Genomic DNA, 15,552 nt, shown 5'->3' on the forward strand with positions numbered 1-15,552 from the left:
GTTCCCGAGGGCGTTTTTGCGCTATGCTCCAGCGGGCGGTTGGGGCGCTACACCTCCAGGTCGACGTTCTTCTTCATCACCTTGTGCAGCACGAAATAGTACGCGATGCCGGCGACGACCCAGATGATGCCCATGGTCTTGGACGCCGGGTCGAGGCTGATCCACGTGTAGCCCACGATGATGAAGCCCAGAAGCGGCAGGATGAGGTGCGTGAACACCTTGCCGTCGCGCTCTTTGATAAAGAAGTGCCACACCACCGTCACGTGCAGCACGCAGAACGACGTGAGCGCGCCGAAGTTCACGAGGCGCGAGATGGCGTCGATGCCCAGCTGCTCGAACACGATGACCAGCACGAGCGACAGCGCGCCCACGAACGCGGCTGCCACGTAGGGCGTCTTGAACTTGGGATGCACCTTTGCAAGCGCCTTCGGCAGGTTGCCGTCGCGGCTCATGGCGAACAGGATGCGGCTGATGGCCGTCTGAGCGGCCAGCGAGTTGAAGATGCCCCACGCGATGGCCGTGGCCAGCGCGCACAGCACGTAGAGGAACTTGCCGCCGGCAACCTCGGCCACCAGGTAGAACGCGTTGTCGGGGTCGTTCGCGAACACGGCGCCGTCGGGGCTGATGCAGCCCGCGATGTAGGTTTGCAGCATGAACAGGAAGCCCACGATCAGGAGCGACCCCACCATGGCCTTCGACGGGCCCTTCTTCGCGTCCTTGGCCTCCTCGGACAGCGTGGCGATGCCGTCGAAGCCGAGGAACGACAGCACGCCCAGCGACACGGCGCTCATCACCAGGCCGGGGTTGAACGTCTCGGGGTTGTAGAACGGCTGGATGGTGAAGCCGTTGGACAGCGGGTCGGTGGCGATCCACAGCGCGCCCATGACCACGAACACGCCCAGGCACAGTATCTCCAGCACCACGGCCACGCGGTCGACGATGACCGTGAGCTCGATGCCGCGGATGTTCACGAACGTGTTGATGGCCACGAACAGGATGCCCCAGATGAGCGCGGGCACCTCGGGCACGATGCCGCTCATGGCCTGCGCGGCCACCACGTACAGCAGCGTGGGCACCAGCAGGTAGTCCAGCAGCATGGTCCAGCCGGTCACGAAGCCCACCGGCTTGTTGATGCCGCGGCTGGTGTAGCCGTACACCGAGCCGGACACGGGGAACGCCTGCGAGAGGGTGGCGTAGGAGAACGCCGTGAAGATCATGGCCACCATGCCCACCAGGTACACGAGCGCGGGCATGCCGCCCGAGTCGCCGAACACGCCGCCGTAGATTCCGAACGGCGCGATGGGCACCATGAAGATGAGCCCGTACACCAGCATGTCGGGCACGGACATGGCGCGCTTGAGCTCCTGCTTGTAGCCCATGGCCTCCAGCGCGGCCTCGGAGGCGGCGCTTTGGGATTGGGCCGCGTCGTTGGCGGACGAGACCGCCTTCTGCTCTTCAGTCATTGGATCCCCCCTGTTTTCTTGGTTTGTCTTTGCCCTACAGCGCGAAGCCGAGCGCGTCCAGCACGTACTTCGGCACCATGAAGCGCACGGTCTTCTCCGGGTCGACCATCTGGCACACCTGCACGTCTGCCACGAGCGACAGCAGCATGACGAGCTCGTCTTGGGCCACGCCGGTGCGGTCATGCAGCAGGTCCACCATCTCGTGCACGGCGCGGTCGGCTGCTGCGTCGAGCGTCTCGGCCGAGGCGATCACGCCGAAGTGCGTGTCGTTCTCGATAAGCGGGTCCGCGAGATGCAGGTCCGGGAGTGCCGTGAGCGTGACCGTGGCCCAGCCGGCCACCTCCGCACCCGAGACGCTGATCTCGCCGTCGCCCATGGCCGCGTGCATGTCGCCGCAGCCGAAGAGCGCGCCTTCCACGGCCACCGGGAAGTAGAGCGTGGCCCCCGTGGTGATGGCGGTGTTGTCCATGTTGCCGCCGTGGCTGCCCGGCGTGCCGCAGTTCACGGGCTCGCCCTCCGGGGCAACGCCGATAACACCGATCATGGGGTTGAGCGGGATGGACAGCTTGTCGCTCCACCTGAGCTTGCCGTCCTCGATGGCGCACAGGCGCGTGCTCCACGCATCGAAGCGGTCGCCGCACACGCCCTCGTCCTTGCCGGTGCACGAGGCCGTCTGCGCGTCCAGCTCGATGTTGTCGATGCTCACCTTCAGTGCGCCGCCGGGGACGGCTCCCTCCACGTACACGGGGCCCGTGGCCGGGTTGATGGCGTCCCAGTCGATCTCGTCAAGCTGGTCCTCGGGCGCCTGCACCTGGTTGCCGAAGCAGTCCTGCGTGCGGATGCGTACCGTGTCGCCCGACGCCACCCGGAGCGCCGGTTCGAGGTCGCGCGCGAACGCGAACAGCACGCACTCGTCTCCTAGCTGATGCATGGGTTTCCCCTTTCTTCGTCTCGCTTGCTCGTATTCTTCTGACGCCATGGCCGCAACGCTCCTGCGCAATAGAGCGCTCTACCGTTGGCGCATCACACGATACTCCAGAAGGAACGCGAACGCACGCGCTATTTAGGAGGAAATGCCGGTCAGCCTTCGCTCGACGCGGCTTCTTCCCATTCCTCCTGCAGGTCGAGCGCAGGTGGCTCCAGGTGGCTGGCAACGACAAGGACGGCGACGGCCACGGCCGTGGACACGATGGCCGCAACCGAGGGCATCCAGGTGAGCTGGCCCGAGGCAAGCCAAGCCGCAGCGCAGATGCCGGCCACGAGCGCGGCGGCGACCAGCACGATGCCGAGCACCGCGAGGATGCGCGACAGACGGCACCGACACGCGGAGAGAACTGCGGCGGCGGCCAGCCAGCTGACGGCCACGCACCAGGTGGCGGGCTGCAAGAGCAGCGCGCCCAGGTTCGCCTGCACGTCGGTGCCGGCGAAGTCCCAACGGGCGAACGCGTCCCATCCCAGCAGGTTGCCGGAGCCGAACGATGCCAGCAGCGCGGCCACGAGCAGCGCGAACGCCGTCGTGCCGAGCGCGCGGGCTGGCGGCAGGAAGAACCCGGCCACCACGGGCGCCAGCTGGTTGCCGCCCACGGCGCCGGCCAGGGGCACGGCGAACGTGGCGTTCGCCGCCGCGTTGCCCAACCGCCCGGCGAAGTACCACCACACCGCCGTAGCCGCCAGCAGTACGCAGCCGGCAGCCGGCGCGCCCTGCGCGATGAGCGCCGCGGCCAGCGCGAAGTAGGCCAGCAATGCTCCCAGGTGCGGCTTGAGCGCGCCGGCCAGCGCAATGAGCGCGAACAGCCCCCAGAACAGCAGCAGGGCCGGCCCCGCCAGGCCGAAGATACCCTCCAGGCCGCCTATCTGCGGCAAGTTCGCCAGCGCCACGAATGCCACGGCCCCGCTGCCCGCCGCGCCCACGATGCGCGCCGCCACGGCCGCCTGCCGGCGCGTGATGCGCTCGCGCAGCGGCACACGCGGGGGACGGGACGGGTGCGGCGCTCTTTCTTCCTCTTCCGCCTCGTCGTCGCCCTGCGCATCGCCTACGATGACGGCCAGCTCGCGATGACCCGTCCTCGGGTCGCCCAGGAACTTCTCCATCTCCTCGGCGAAGTCGGTCACGTTGTCGTAGCGCTGCTCGCGGTCGGGGTCGAGCGCGTAGAACACCACGTCGTCGACCGCCGGATCGAGCTCGTCCCAGCACAGCGAAGGCAGCACGAGCTCCGCATCCTCGATGGCGGACTCCGCGCGGGCCAGATCGGGCGCAAGGAACGGGTTCTCGCCGGCCAGCATCTCGTACGTGACGGAGGCGAGTGCCCACTCGTCGCAACGTGCGTCCAGGCTCACGCCGCGCATCTGCTCGAGCGGCATGTAGCCGATGGTACCGCCGCCCGCCGCGCCGAAGCCGCCGGCATCCGCGAGCGTGGCCAGGCCGAAGTCCGTCACCTTCACCTGTCCCTGGCGGTTGATCAATACGTTGTCCGGCTTGATGTCCAGGTGGAGCACCTGGTTCTCGTGGGCCACCTCCAGCGCGTGGGCGACGGAGCCGAACACGGCGGCCACCATGTCGAGCGTGAGGTAGTCGGCGTAGTCGTGCAGCAGTTCCGTGAGGGTGATGCCCTCGATGTACTCCATAATAAGGTAGGCCGTCTGGCCCTGCACCTCGAAGTCGTACACCGTGACGATGTTCGGGTCGGTGAGCATGGCGGCCGTGCGCGCCTCGTCCAAGCCGGGGATGTGGGAGAGCGAGCGCACCGGCGGCAGGTCGTCGTCCAGGTCGGCCGCGGGGTCGCGGTAGGCTGCGGCAGCCGGGGAACCATGGGGCGCGGCGGATGAGGGGCGCGCGGCTGCGGTCGCGGCAGCCTTGTCCCGCTTACGGAAGGGACTCTCGAAGTCGGGAGGCGGCGGAGGGGCGGCGGGGAGGTCCTCCCAAGGCGGGACGTCGTCGGGATTGCGTCCCGCAGCCACGCCGGATTGGGCCGCGCGCCGTTGCGCGACGGGCGGCTCCTCGCCCGGGAACACATCCTCGCCTTCCCAAGACGGGATATCGTCCCAGTCGACCTCGTCGAAGCGCGGCATCGCGCCGGCACCCGCCTGCTCGGGATAGCCGTGGGCTTCGACAGGCGCAGAGGCGGGGGCGGTCGTCTGCCGCCGCACCGCATCGGCACCCGGCAGCGCCGCACGTGCGGCATCCACCTCGTCGAGCTCGATGCACTTGATGGCCACCTTGCGCTGGATGCGCGTGTCCCACGCAACACGCACCGTGCCGAAGCCGCCCGAGCGCGACTCCCCGATGGGTCGGTACCGATCCAATATGAGCTGGTTGCGTGCCATGCGCCTTCTCTGCGGTCGTTGCGGGTTCGTTTCAGAAAGCGGCAGGCGAGCACCGCGCGCCTGCACCGACCATGATAGCGCAATTCGCCCCTCCACGGCACGCTCCCCACCCGGAAGCGTCGAATGAACGAGCGACGGCGCTCCTCGAAACCAGCAGTCATTCTTCTGGTCCAGCCGGACCTGCTGTCTGGCCGTAGTTACCGGCCTGCCGGCAAAAACGCCTGCTGCTGTCAAAAAAGCGCCGGTTTGGCAACCGCTGCCACTTCGAAGGTGGTGCAGTGTGTAACGCGACCTGGCCTTTTTCTAGTTCCTCGCAGAGAAGACCTTCCAAGGCCGACATCCAGATTGCCAAACCGGCTCTTTTTTGACAGCAGCAGGCGTTTTCGGCGTCAGATGACGAACCGGGCGAACGGGCCGCAAACGCGAGGCTTCAGGAAACAGCGCCGGACGCGCGAATGCGGCGTTGTTCCACAGAGGTTTCAACTTGACGTCCGAAAACGGCTAGTTCCCTCCAGCCTTTCGCGCTAGACTCTTGTCGGAGAGGCAGTTCGGTGCCGCAACTGGCGGCGCGGCGCTGCATGGTACGGCGACTTTAGAGGCGGCTCGGCAGCTGCACCGCCTCTCGCAGTGCGGATCACTCGGAAGGAGGGCGGCACCCCATGGCAGAAGCACAGGAGAGCACCTTGCGGAAGGACCTCAACCATCCTGAATCGCGCAAGCGGGCGCTGTACGCGGCGTTCGCGTCGAAGGACGCGCGATTCGACGGCCAGGCGTTCGTGGGCGTGTCCTCCACGGGCGTGTACTGCCGCCCCGTCTGCCACGTGCACATGCCCAAGTACGAGAACTGCACGTTCTACGAGACAGCGGCCGAGGCGGAGGCTGCCGGATACCGCCCGTGCCTCGTGTGCCGCCCGGAGCTCGCGCCCGGCCACTCCATCGCCGACGCGTCCGCGAACCTCGCGCGGCGGGCGGCCTCGCTGCTGCGCGAGGGCTGCACGAGCGGCGAGAGCCTCGAGCGCATGGCGGAGCGGCTGGGCTACACCGATCGCCACCTGCGGCGGGCCTTCCAACGCGAGTTCGAGGTGACGCCGGTGCAGTACCTGCAAACCTGCCGCCTCCTTCTGGCGAAGAGCCTGCTCACCGACTCGGACCTCCCGGTAAGCCAGGTGGCCGCGGCCGCCGGGTTCAAGAGCGTGCGGCGCTTCAACGACCTGTTCAAGGAACGCTATCGACTCACCCCCACCGCCGTGCGCAAGAGCGCCCGACGGCGCACGCCGTCGGGCGACGGAGTGGCCTTCACGCTGAGCTACCGTCCGCCGTACCGCTTCGCCGAGCTGCTCGCGTTCTTCCGTGCCCGCCAGCTGGAAGGCGTGGAAGCGGTGGACGAGCACGCCTACGCGCGCGTCGTGCGCATGCAGCACGGCAACGAGGAGGTGCTCGGCTGGGTGCGCGTGACCGACAACGAGCGGCGGGGGGCGCTTGCCGTCACGATGAGCGCGTCGCTGTTGCCGGTGACGTCGCAGGTCATCGCCCGGGTGCGCCGCATGTTCGACGTCGATTGCGACCCGCAGGCCGTGCACGAGGGCATCGCCTCGCTGAATGATACGGTTCCGGGCGCGGCGGTCCTGGGAACGCGGGTGCCCGGCTGCTTCGACCCTTTCGAGACGTCCGTGCGGGCCATCCTCGGCCAGCAGGTGACGGTGGTGGCCGCCAACCGGCTGGCGGCGCGCATCGTAGAGCGCTACGGCAAGCCCGTGGACACCGGCATCCCAGGGCTCACGCACGCGTTCCCCACAGCGGCGGAGGTCGCCGCGCTCGAACCCATCGAGGACGCGCTCGGCGTGCTGGGCATTATCAGGACGCGCTCGCGTACCATCGCCGAGATCGCGCGGCTGCTTGAGACCGGCGAGCTGCGCTTCGATACCGGTGCCGTGGTGGCGGAGCAGATGGAACGCCTGCTAGCGGTGAAAGGCATCGGCCCCTGGTCGGCGAACTACCTGGCCATGAGGGTGCTCAACCATCCCGACGCCTTCATGGAGACCGATGCCGGCGTGAAACACGCTCTACCCCACCTGGAACCGAAGGAACGGCTGGCGCTGGCCGAGCAGTGGCGCCCGTGGCGCAGCTACGCGGTGCTGTGCCTGTGGAACTCGCTGGCCGCATAGGAAGGAAGGCACATGGTATATCGGACGAGCTACACCCATCCAGAATTCGGCGAGGTCGCGATAGCAAGCGACGGCCAGAGCATCGTGGGGCTGTGGATGGCCGGGCAGAAGCACTTCGGCGGCACGGTGGACGGCGAGATGGTGCCGGCCGATGACCTGCCCGTTTTCGCGCAGGCGAAAGACTGGCTTGAGCGCTACTTCGCCGGCAAGCGACCAGCGACAGCCGAGCTGCCGCTGGCGCCCAACGGCACCGCATTCCGCCAGCGCGTGTGGCGCAAGCTGGCAGAGATTCCCTACGGTTGCGTGCGCACCTACGGCGACCTGGCCCGGGAAATCGCACAGGAAAACGGCAAGGAGAAAATGTCCTCCCAGGCCGTGGGCGGGGCCGTCGGGCACAATCCCATTTCCATCATCATACCCTGCCACCGCGTGGTGGGCGCGAACGGCAGCCTGACCGGTTACGCCGGCGGCCTGACGCGCAAGATATGGCTGCTGGAGCACGAGGGAGTCAACATGGAGGCCTTTTTCGTTCCCAAGAAGGGCACGGCGCTCTAGCGCATGGAAGAGAGCGGGGACCTCATGCTTTACTCGACCGTGTACCCCCATGCCGAGCTGGGCGACCTCACCATCGCGAGCGACGGCGAGGCAATCGTCGGGCTATGGATCGAGGGTCAGAAGTACTTCGCCGGCAAGGTGGCGGGGAACCTGCAGCGCCGCGACGACCTTCCCGTGTTCGCGCAGGTGCGCGCCTGGCTCGACCGCTACTTCGACGGCGACCCCCTTCCCGTAGCGACGCTGCCCCTCAAGCCGGGCGGCACCCCGTTCCAGCAGCGCGTGTGGAAGCTGCTGGCCGACATCCCTTACGGCGAGCTGCGCACCTACGCCGAGCTCGCCGCGCAGATCGCATGCGATTGCGGTGGTAAGGCCTCGGCGCGCGCCGTTGGCACGGCGAACGGGCGCAACCCCATCTCCATTATCCTGCCCTGCCATCGCGTGATCGGCTCGGACGGCAGCCTGACCGGATACGCCGGCGGCATCGCCCGCAAGGCCTGGCTGCTGGAGCACGAGGGCGCCGACCTGACCGGCCTCTACGTGCCGAAGCGCGGCACCGCCCTGTAAGGAGCCTCCGCAGCACGTACCCGGAGAGCGCAGCGCGGGAGACGCGTGGAAGCTCTCTGCGATTGCTCGTTATAGGCCGTTTTTCTCCGCAGGAGCAAATTTCAGTCTTGCATAGGCGGATGAAGTCCTGTATCATCTGTTCTTGCTTTCGACCGAGGTCGGAGAGCAGATGCGGGTGTGGCGGAATTGGCAGACGCGTACGGTTCAGGTCCGTATGGGGGCAACCCCATGAAGGTTCAAGTCCTTTCACCCGCACCATTTGAACTTGGAAGAGCCCCGGAATCCGGGGCTCTTTTCGTTGTCGGCAAGTGTGGCTTCGTTGGTGCACAGCAATGTGCCGAGCCCTGCGTCGTTTGCGCGAGTGTGGTACAATCCGAATCGAACGGTGCCCCGCCGACTCGGGCAGCACTTGTTCCTTGCTTAAGCCGGTTTACTCTTGCACAGGGGTTACCGGCTTTTTCACGCACAAGGCCGTTCGTCACTCCCTTCTGGCCAAACTCACGATTCCGATTGCCACCGTAAGAAGCGCGCATACCGCAATGATCGTTTGGGGATCCATAGGCTTCTCCGATCTTTCGAAGCCGCCCGGGCGACGAAGCACCGAACTTGCTCATTATAGCATGCTACACAGCAGCTACCCGCTCTTGGGCAGAGCACATTACCGCCGACATGCGAAGGCGCCTGAATGCAGAAGGGCCCCGGTCAACGACCAGGGCCCTTCTGATTGCGCGTTGGAGCTTGTTACGCCAGCTCGGTGATCTCGAAAAGGGGGGCGGTGAGGCGGGGGTCGTCGTCGGGGCGGCCTTGCTCGCGGTTGGCGGCCATGCGGTCGGCGAACACCTGCTCGAAGTTCTCGACGGGCATGATGCGGTACCGGCGCATGAGAGTGGTTCCGTCAGTGAACGTGGCGGTGGCCGAAAGCGTTGCCTGGCCGATCTTCTGTGCAGCCTCGCAGGATGCTTCGAAGAAGAGCTCGTCCATGGCGGCGTAGCGCGCATCCTCATCTTGGCCAAGCGCCTCGTACCCACCGTTGATGCTATCTGCCTGCTCCTTGTCGAGCTCGGTCAGCTCATTGTTCAGCGCCTCCTTTTCAGCGGGATCAGTTGCTGCATCCAGGCGTGCGAGCACGTCAGCGACGCGTGCGCTCCAATCGCGCTCTTCCGGCGTGCGCAGATCCACCTTGACCAGTCGGCACAGATCCTCGGGCTGCTGGTCGGCGTAGTCAAGGGTGAATTCCTGCGATGCCGTGTACGTCGACGGCACCAGCGTCCCGTCTTCCAGCGGCTTCATGTCTATCAGCTCGAACGCCACATCCTCGCCGTCGATGGCGTAGATCACGGACTCGATGCCCTCGCCCACGCAGGCGAGGTTCAACTGGTACGAGAGAGCGCTCGGCCGCGGCCCCCCTTCGCCGCCGAACGGCACAATGCCCTCGTCAGCCGTCGCAACGCTCACCGTCTGGCCGCCCTCGTCGGCATCCGCGTAGAGCGCCAAGCCGAACTGCTCGGCCAGCGAGGATGCGGGCGTCCCGGCACCCGCGCCTTCCGAGCCGCCCGGAACGCCGGGCAGCAGCGCGGGCACGGCGATCAGGGCGCCCGCCACAACCGCGGCAGCCAACGCACCGGTCAGCACCTTCGCCGCCCTAGGCACCGCTCGGCGCTTTCCCCCGGCGCGAGCTATGAACGCCTGCGGCCCGCACGTTGCCCCCTCGCGTCCGGCAGCCTTCTCCCCGCGCAGCTCGCCGAGGCGCGCCATCACGTCATCCTGCAGATGGGCAGGTGGCTCCGCTTGGTCCATCATCGCTTTGTACTGGTTCGCACTGGCCATAGTCGACACCTCCCAAAGATGTTCTTAGCTGTGCGCGCGCCCTTTGCAGGCGCGTGCGCACGGTGGACGGCTCGATGCCGAGCACCTCCGCGATCTCTTTTCCGGAATAGCCCTCTTGGTAATACAGATGGATGACGATGCGCATGCTCTCGGACAGCTCCCCCACCGCTTCCCACAGGGCGCGCACCTCGTCGGGCGAGAGCGGGCCCGCATCGGTCGGCTCGAAGGGCATGCTGTCGAGGGGCACCGCCGGACGGCGGCTGCGTAGGCGGGCCACGTCATGGCAGCGGTTGACGGCCACGCGCAGGAGCCAGGCTTTCAGGTGCTCCTGGCCGGAGAACTCTGTCGTGTTCTGGGCGAGCCGCAAGAACACGTCCTGGTAGACGTCCTCAGCATCTTCCTTGGAGCCCGTCTGCGCCAGGGCGAGCCGCCAGACCGAGCCGCCCCAGGCGGCCATGGCCTGCCGGATGAGCGCATCCGACCTGAGGGGGCGCCCGCTGGCACGTTCTTTTTCTCTTCTCACGTATTCACCTCCTGCCCCTAACACGCTCGGGAGCAGGAGGGTGTCTCATGCGGTTTACGGAAACTGACGGAACGGTGAGCAGATCGGGCGCCGCAGCGCCGCACCGTCAGCAATAACGCCTCGATGCGCCGATGCGCAGATCCGACGATATGCCGCGCCGCCAGCCGCCCGCAATCGCGCCCCGCGCTACCGGGCGCCGCCTCCTCCGCCGAAGCCGCCGCCTCCGCCGCCGCTGAAACCGCCGCCGAAGCCGCCGCCGCTGGAGAAGTTGCCGCTCGCGCCCGAGATGGCGGCCTGCGCCGTGCTCACGGTGTTCGATACGGCCGTGTGCAGCAGGTCGCCCGCTGCCGGCATGACCGCGCCGCCGGCGCCGTGCGTGGGCGCGTACCAGAACCACCATGGCACGTAGCCGTATCCGTACGCCGTGCCCGCCGCGGGCTCGAACAGCTCGGGCACGTGCGTCTGCAGCTCGCTCATGACCTGCTTCGCAATGCCGAACACGTAGGCGTACACCATGAACTCGCCCCACACCTTCACGTCGGTGGGAGGGCGCTCGTCGAGCGACGAGAAGTCGCGCAGCCAGTTGCGCAGCGCCTTGCACTTCGCCACCAGGTTGTTCCCCTCCACGCTGCGCCGCGGCAGGTAGTTGCCTATCACGCCCAGCGCAATGGCCGTGGGCAGCATGAAGATGAGCGGGATGAAGTTGTCCGTGAGCAGCCCGACGCCCAAGCCGGCCACCCCCACCAGAATGGCGAGCGTAACGAGGTACCCCTGGTAGCGCTTGCCTTTGACCTCGAAGAAGTCCCAGCGGTTCGTCTCGGCCGACACGATGCCCTGCCAGGTCTTCATGGCATCCAGGAACTTCTCGGGGTGGTCCTTCCCATACTGCTGGATGGTGCCGAACCACAGCGAGTCGCCACCGGCGGCAATGGTGCCGAACAGGAGGTCGAGCGCCTGCCGGTCTATGGGGTTCTCCACCGCGTCGGCCACGGCGGGCACGCGCGTCAGATAGTAGTCCTCCACCGTCTCGGTACGGCCGAAGGACTTCTGGTCCTGATACGTGCCGCGGTCGATGCGGATGGCGCCGCTGTGCGACAGGTGCATGAGGGTGGCCGTGAAGTCGTCCTGGCTCTCGCGGTCCCAGCGCCACAGGCGGCCGATCACGGCCGGGTGCACGCGCGGATCGGGAACGTCGCGCCAGTACTCGTCGGTGAAGCTCGGGGCATGCTCCTTGCCGTAGCGGAAGTAGGACCACAGCGCCCAAGCAATGAGCAGCACGCACAGCACACCGCAGCCGATGACGAAGGCCAGCGACTGCATGCGGTTGTGGTTGGCCTGGTCGGCCCAGTCCTCCTCCTCGGCCAGCACCTTGTCGAGACGCGCCTCGTCCGCATGGAGCTTCGCCGCATCGGGAGAGAGGTTCGTGAGCCACGCCACGGGGAACAGCACGCGCGCCTCGGCGTACTGGCCGGCGTTCACCTTCGGCACGGTGTACGTGACGCTGCCGTCCGAATTGATGGCCAACGACCCGTCGAGCGGGCCATGGCCCCATGCACGCACGTTCTCGCCGGGCTCCACCGCCACGCCCTGCGGCACCGGCAGCGCCAGCGTCATGGTGATGTCGGCCGACGACTCCTCCCACTGGTCGCCGACGTACTTCCAGTTCACCTCGGCCACGTCCTTGTAGGCCTGCACGCCGTTCACCACGGTGTAGTCCAGCTCGATAACCGCCTTCTCATCCGAGACATCGAAGAAGGCGTACACCGTGTTCTTCGGCGCGTCGACCGAGTACGCATCCGTTCCGGGGCCTCCCGCATCGCGCCAGTCCAGCACGAACGGCACGCCGGGCAGCGTCTCCCACTCGCCCACCACGTTGCCGTCCCCGTCCACGCGCGCCATGCGCACGGAGTTCACCTTCAGCTCCGCGTTCGAAGGCAATCCCTCGAACGTCCACCACACCGCCGTGAAGTCTCCGTTGAAGTCGAACGTGCGCTGCTCCACCGCATGCAGCGACCCATCCGTCTCGGCCTGCGCCGTTATGTCCACCTTCGTCATGTCGTAGGACTTCGCGAACGCCTCGCCCGGCGCGGCAGCCAGCAGCGCTGCGGCAGCCAAGACGAGCGCGGATGCCAGCAGTATGAGGCGCGCCGCAACGGGACGGCGCACGGCCCGAGCATCTGCAGCGGCATGGCTCGCACGGCGTGCAGGGGCGGCTATCGCAGCACGCGCCCCGGTATTATGAGGATCACTCGTGATTTGCACGGTCAATCTCCTTGCAAGTTCGAGATGGTCACGGTATCATAGCGAATCGCACCTATTATAGCGCGGAGAAGTGACCGAGAGGCCGAAGGTGCTCGCCTGCTAAGTGAGTATACCCCACAAGGGTATCCAGGGTTCGAATCCCTGCTTCTCCGCCATCGAGACATCCTTCGCACCCCTCTTGGGGTGCTTTCTTTTTTGCACCTTCGCCCGTCCTCCCTACCGCTTCCACGGCGGCGTGAACGGGCGCCGAGGATGATCGTCCGGGTGCGTCGTCCGCACGGGTTTCTGCTTCCAGCCGGGGTGATTGCGCACGAACACGGCGCGGCAGATGCGCGTTATGCCCAGGCCGATGAGCGCGGCCACGAGGAAGCTCGCGCCCAAGTCAAGGATGAGGGCATTGCCGTCAAGCAGCGCATACAGGCTTATGAGCAGGAACACGACCGAGAGAGCCCCCGTCAACCATGTGAACAGCCTGATGAGTATCTCCTTGCCGCGGTTCGGCGAGTGGCGCCATGCGGCAACAAGGTACACGATGCCCGCGACAACGGCCAACACGATGAGCAGCGGCACGATACGCGAAAGCCTTGCTACCATCGGTCCACTCCCTTCAATGCCGCTCCCGCCTACGTTCCTTCGCCACCATCATACCAAAGAGAAGGCGGGCTCCGCCGACTCGTTTGCCGCATGCCGCCCATCCGATTCGCTGCGGGCTGGCAGGCGCAGGTCCATCACGTCGCATACGTCGGCGAAGCCGAAAGGCTTCACCAGGTAGTCGTCCATGCCGGCATCGAACGCGCGGCGACGGTCCTCCACATACGCATTCGCCGTCATGGCCACGATAACGAGCTGCGGCCGCCCCTCGCGACGGCAGGCATCCCGCAGGGTGCGCGAAGCCTCCAAGCCGTCCATGTTCGGCATCTCCACATCCATGAACACGAGGTCGAACCAGCCGTCGGGGGCGCCCAACACCGTCTCGACCGCCTCTGCGCCATCATGCGCCCAGACTACCTCGGCATGCGTGCGTCCCACGATGTCGCAAGCTATCTCGGCGTTGATCTCATCGTCTTCTGCTACCAGCACGCGCACGCCCGAGAAATCCACGCGCCTCGGCAGCGTGGGCACCACGTCGTCGGCGGGCAGGGGCTTGGCAGCATCGGCTCTCTCCAGGCAGAGCGGGAGGTCGACCGTGAACGTCGTGCCATGATGACGCTCGCTTTTCACGGCGATGGCGCCGCCCATCTGATCGACGATGCTCTTCGTGATGGACATGCCCAGCCCGGTTCCCTCGATGCTGCGCGTCTCATCGGAGCGCTCTCGCTCGAAGGGCTCGAAGATACGCCCCACGAACTCGGGCGCCATGCCTATACCGTTGTCCTCGATCTCGAACCGGTACAGCGCGCAACCGCACGCTCCTTCTCCGCCGCAGGGCGTTTCGGGAAAGTCGGTGCCGCGGCTCTCGCCCAGCATCAGGGACTCGTCGGTACAGGGAGCCCGATCGGGCGACACGCAACCTGGGCGCTCCAGCCGCACGCGCAGGCGAACCTCGCCGCCCGGCTCGGTGTATTTCACGGCATTGCCGATAAGGTTCAGCAGCACCTGACGCAAGCGCAGGGAATCGCCGCGCACGTAGACGCCGGAAACGTCGTCCGCTTCCATGTGGAACACGAGCTGCTTCGTGCGCGCCTGCTGCTGGGCGATAACGTCGACCAGGGACACGAGCTCTTCCAAACTGAACGATTCGTCATTCAGCATGAACCGCCCGCTTTCGATCTTGCTCATCTCCAGAACATCGTTGATCAGGCTTATCAGGTGGTGCGATGAGAGCGTGATCTTCGACAAGCACTCCTCCACCCGGTCTTTCTCGCCCACATGGCGCTCGGCAATCTCCGTCAGCCCCACGATGGCCGAACACGGCGTGCGTATGTTGTGCGACACGCTGGCAAGGAACTGCGACTTCGCCTGGCTGGCGTGGCGGGCCGTTTCGAGCGCTGCCTCGAGGTTCTTCTGGAGCCGGTCGCGCTCGGCATTGCGGCGCCTTAACGTAACCAAGAAGACAGCGAGCACGGCCAACACGCCCGCCATGAGCACGGTAGCGTACAGCGCGGTTTCCGCACAGGCCTTGACGGCCAGCTCGAACAGGGCGTCGAACGATTGGTGCGAGCTCCCGATGATCTCGGAATTGCGTGCGAGCATTGCCCCGATCAGCGGGTCTACCTGCTCGCTTACCGTGCGCTGCACCTCGGCGTCGGTAGTGGCGGGATCGCGGCACGTGTCGATGAGCCGTCGCTGCTCGGCCTTCAGCGTTTCATAGTCAGCCGAAAGCGCGCCCGCCTTCTCGGGGGACGACCGGCATTGGCTGGCAATGGTGGCCAGCGGATCCGCTATCGCCCGATCGATGCTCGCATACTCGTCCTCGACGGCATCCACGGCCTCGGGCGTCCTCACGTACACGAGCCGGTCCGAAAGCGTGCGCAGCTGAACCAGGTTGGTTTCCACCTCGCCTGCCGCCACCGTCACCGGATAGGGATGCGCGTTTATCTCGTCGATTCGACTGGAGATGGCGCCCATGTTCACCATCGTCACCGTGTAGAACACAAGAAGAAGAACGACCAGGGCGCACGTCATTGCGAACGAGAGCATGCGGGTGTCGAGCACCCGCGCGAGTTGGTCGCGGTCGAGCATCCGATGGTAGCGGAAACCATGCGTCATACAATCACTTCCGACCTGTTGTCTCCGACAAGCGCCCGAATGGAGAAGGCCACCGGGCATATCCGTTCGCGCAACCGCGCCGCTCGGCGTGGCTGCGCGAACGGATCTTGGCTAGGCTAGAATGGAGCGCCCGCCTCGTTGGTTCGGGCGCGCGCGGTGA

The 15,552-nt window shown here is 66.4% G+C and carries 11 protein-coding genes and 2 tRNA genes; 5 read left to right on the forward strand and 8 right to left on the reverse strand.

Features of this window, described 5'->3' with window-relative positions; all coding sequences use genetic code 11:
* Positions 1-47: 47 nt before the first annotated feature.
* From BN3560_RS06630 to BN3560_RS06640, 3 genes are all read right to left on the reverse strand, one after another.
* Positions 48-1,463, reverse strand: coding sequence for an APC family permease (locus BN3560_RS06630; protein WP_096227478.1), 1,416 nt, complete (start codon positions 1,461-1,463; stop codon positions 48-50).
* Positions 1,464-1,497: 34 nt separating this feature from the next.
* Positions 1,498-2,394: an acetamidase/formamidase family protein gene (locus tag BN3560_RS06635; protein WP_096227479.1), complete on the reverse strand. Its 897-nt coding sequence runs from the start codon at positions 2,392-2,394 to the stop codon at positions 1,498-1,500.
* A 149-nt stretch (positions 2,395-2,543) separates the two neighbouring features.
* Entirely contained in the window at positions 2,544-4,787 is a 2,244-nt protein-coding gene (locus BN3560_RS06640; protein WP_231897356.1) for a serine/threonine-protein kinase, read from the reverse strand.
* A 659-nt stretch (positions 4,788-5,446) separates the two neighbouring features.
* Here BN3560_RS06640 and BN3560_RS06645 point away from each other — a divergent pair.
* The 4 genes from BN3560_RS06645 (at position 5,447) to BN3560_RS06660 (ending at position 8,329) form a co-directional block, all read left to right on the forward strand.
* The gene (locus BN3560_RS06645) at positions 5,447-6,952 is read left to right on the forward strand and encodes an AlkA N-terminal domain-containing protein (protein WP_096227480.1); all 1,506 of its coding nucleotides are present in this window, start codon (positions 5,447-5,449) and stop codon (positions 6,950-6,952) included.
* A 12-nt stretch (positions 6,953-6,964) separates the two neighbouring features.
* The gene (locus tag BN3560_RS06650) at positions 6,965-7,507 is read left to right on the forward strand and encodes a methylated-DNA--[protein]-cysteine S-methyltransferase (protein ID WP_096227481.1); all 543 of its coding nucleotides are present in this window, start codon (positions 6,965-6,967) and stop codon (positions 7,505-7,507) included.
* A 3-nt stretch (positions 7,508-7,510) separates the two neighbouring features.
* Entirely contained in the window at positions 7,511-8,071 is a 561-nt protein-coding gene (locus BN3560_RS06655) for a methylated-DNA--[protein]-cysteine S-methyltransferase (RefSeq protein WP_227115368.1), read from the forward strand.
* Positions 8,072-8,242: 171 nt separating this feature from the next.
* Positions 8,243-8,329 (forward strand) — tRNA-Leu (locus BN3560_RS06660).
* A 483-nt stretch (positions 8,330-8,812) separates the two neighbouring features.
* On the opposite strand, the gene BN3560_RS06665 is transcribed toward BN3560_RS06660, so the two are convergent.
* The 3 genes from BN3560_RS06665 to BN3560_RS06675 form a co-directional block, all read right to left on the reverse strand.
* Complete coding sequence (locus BN3560_RS06665) at positions 8,813-9,898, reverse strand: hypothetical protein (RefSeq protein WP_123649813.1); 1,086 nt, start codon at positions 9,896-9,898, stop codon at positions 8,813-8,815.
* Positions 9,831-10,421, reverse strand: a complete 591-nt coding sequence (locus BN3560_RS06670; RefSeq protein WP_227115367.1) for an RNA polymerase sigma factor — start codon at positions 10,419-10,421, stop codon at positions 9,831-9,833. Before BN3560_RS06670 ends, BN3560_RS06665 begins: the two co-directional genes overlap by 68 nt.
* 186 nt (positions 10,422-10,607) lie before the next feature.
* The gene (locus BN3560_RS06675) at positions 10,608-12,683 is read right to left on the reverse strand and encodes a DUF2207 domain-containing protein (protein ID WP_227115366.1); all 2,076 of its coding nucleotides are present in this window, start codon (positions 12,681-12,683) and stop codon (positions 10,608-10,610) included.
* Between the two features lie 64 nt (positions 12,684-12,747).
* On the opposite strand from BN3560_RS06675, the gene BN3560_RS06680 reads away from it, so the two are divergent.
* Positions 12,748-12,838, forward strand: a tRNA-Ser gene (locus tag BN3560_RS06680).
* Positions 12,839-12,899: 61 nt separating this feature from the next.
* On the opposite strand, the gene BN3560_RS06685 is transcribed toward BN3560_RS06680, so the two are convergent.
* Positions 12,900-13,277 carry a guanylate cyclase gene (locus BN3560_RS06685; protein ID WP_096227483.1) on the reverse strand — a complete coding sequence of 126 codons (378 nt, stop codon included), beginning with the start codon at positions 13,275-13,277 and terminating at the stop codon, positions 12,900-12,902.
* Between the two features lie 48 nt (positions 13,278-13,325).
* Entirely contained in the window at positions 13,326-15,392 is a 2,067-nt protein-coding gene (locus BN3560_RS06690) for an ATP-binding response regulator (RefSeq protein WP_161959435.1), read from the reverse strand.
* Positions 15,393-15,552: the final 160 nt, after the last annotated feature.

This window comes from Gordonibacter urolithinfaciens (assembly GCF_900199375.1).
Classification (GTDB): domain Bacteria; phylum Actinomycetota; class Coriobacteriia; order Coriobacteriales; family Eggerthellaceae; genus Gordonibacter; species Gordonibacter urolithinfaciens.

Excerpts from the sequence above, each read along its gene's own strand:
- BN3560_RS06630 (WP_096227478.1), bottom strand. The coding sequence starts at position 1,463 with ATGACTGAAGAGCAGAAGGCGGTCTCGTCCGCCAACGACGCGGCCCAA.
- BN3560_RS06635 (WP_096227479.1), bottom strand. The coding sequence starts at position 2,394 with ATGCATCAGCTAGGAGACGAGTGCGTGCTGTTCGCGTTCGCGCGCGAC.
- BN3560_RS06640 (WP_231897356.1), bottom strand. The coding sequence starts at position 4,787 with ATGGCACGCAACCAGCTCATATTGGATCGGTACCGACCCATCGGGGAG.
- BN3560_RS06645 (WP_096227480.1), top strand. The coding sequence starts at position 5,447 with ATGGCAGAAGCACAGGAGAGCACCTTGCGGAAGGACCTCAACCATCCT.
- BN3560_RS06650 (WP_096227481.1), top strand. The coding sequence starts at position 6,965 with ATGGTATATCGGACGAGCTACACCCATCCAGAATTCGGCGAGGTCGCG.
- BN3560_RS06655 (WP_227115368.1), top strand. The coding sequence starts at position 7,511 with ATGGAAGAGAGCGGGGACCTCATGCTTTACTCGACCGTGTACCCCCAT.
- BN3560_RS06665 (WP_123649813.1), bottom strand. The coding sequence starts at position 9,898 with ATGGCCAGTGCGAACCAGTACAAAGCGATGATGGACCAAGCGGAGCCA.
- BN3560_RS06685 (WP_096227483.1), bottom strand. The coding sequence starts at position 13,277 with ATGGTAGCAAGGCTTTCGCGTATCGTGCCGCTGCTCATCGTGTTGGCC.
- BN3560_RS06690 (WP_161959435.1), bottom strand. The coding sequence starts at position 15,392 with ATGACGCATGGTTTCCGCTACCATCGGATGCTCGACCGCGACCAACTC.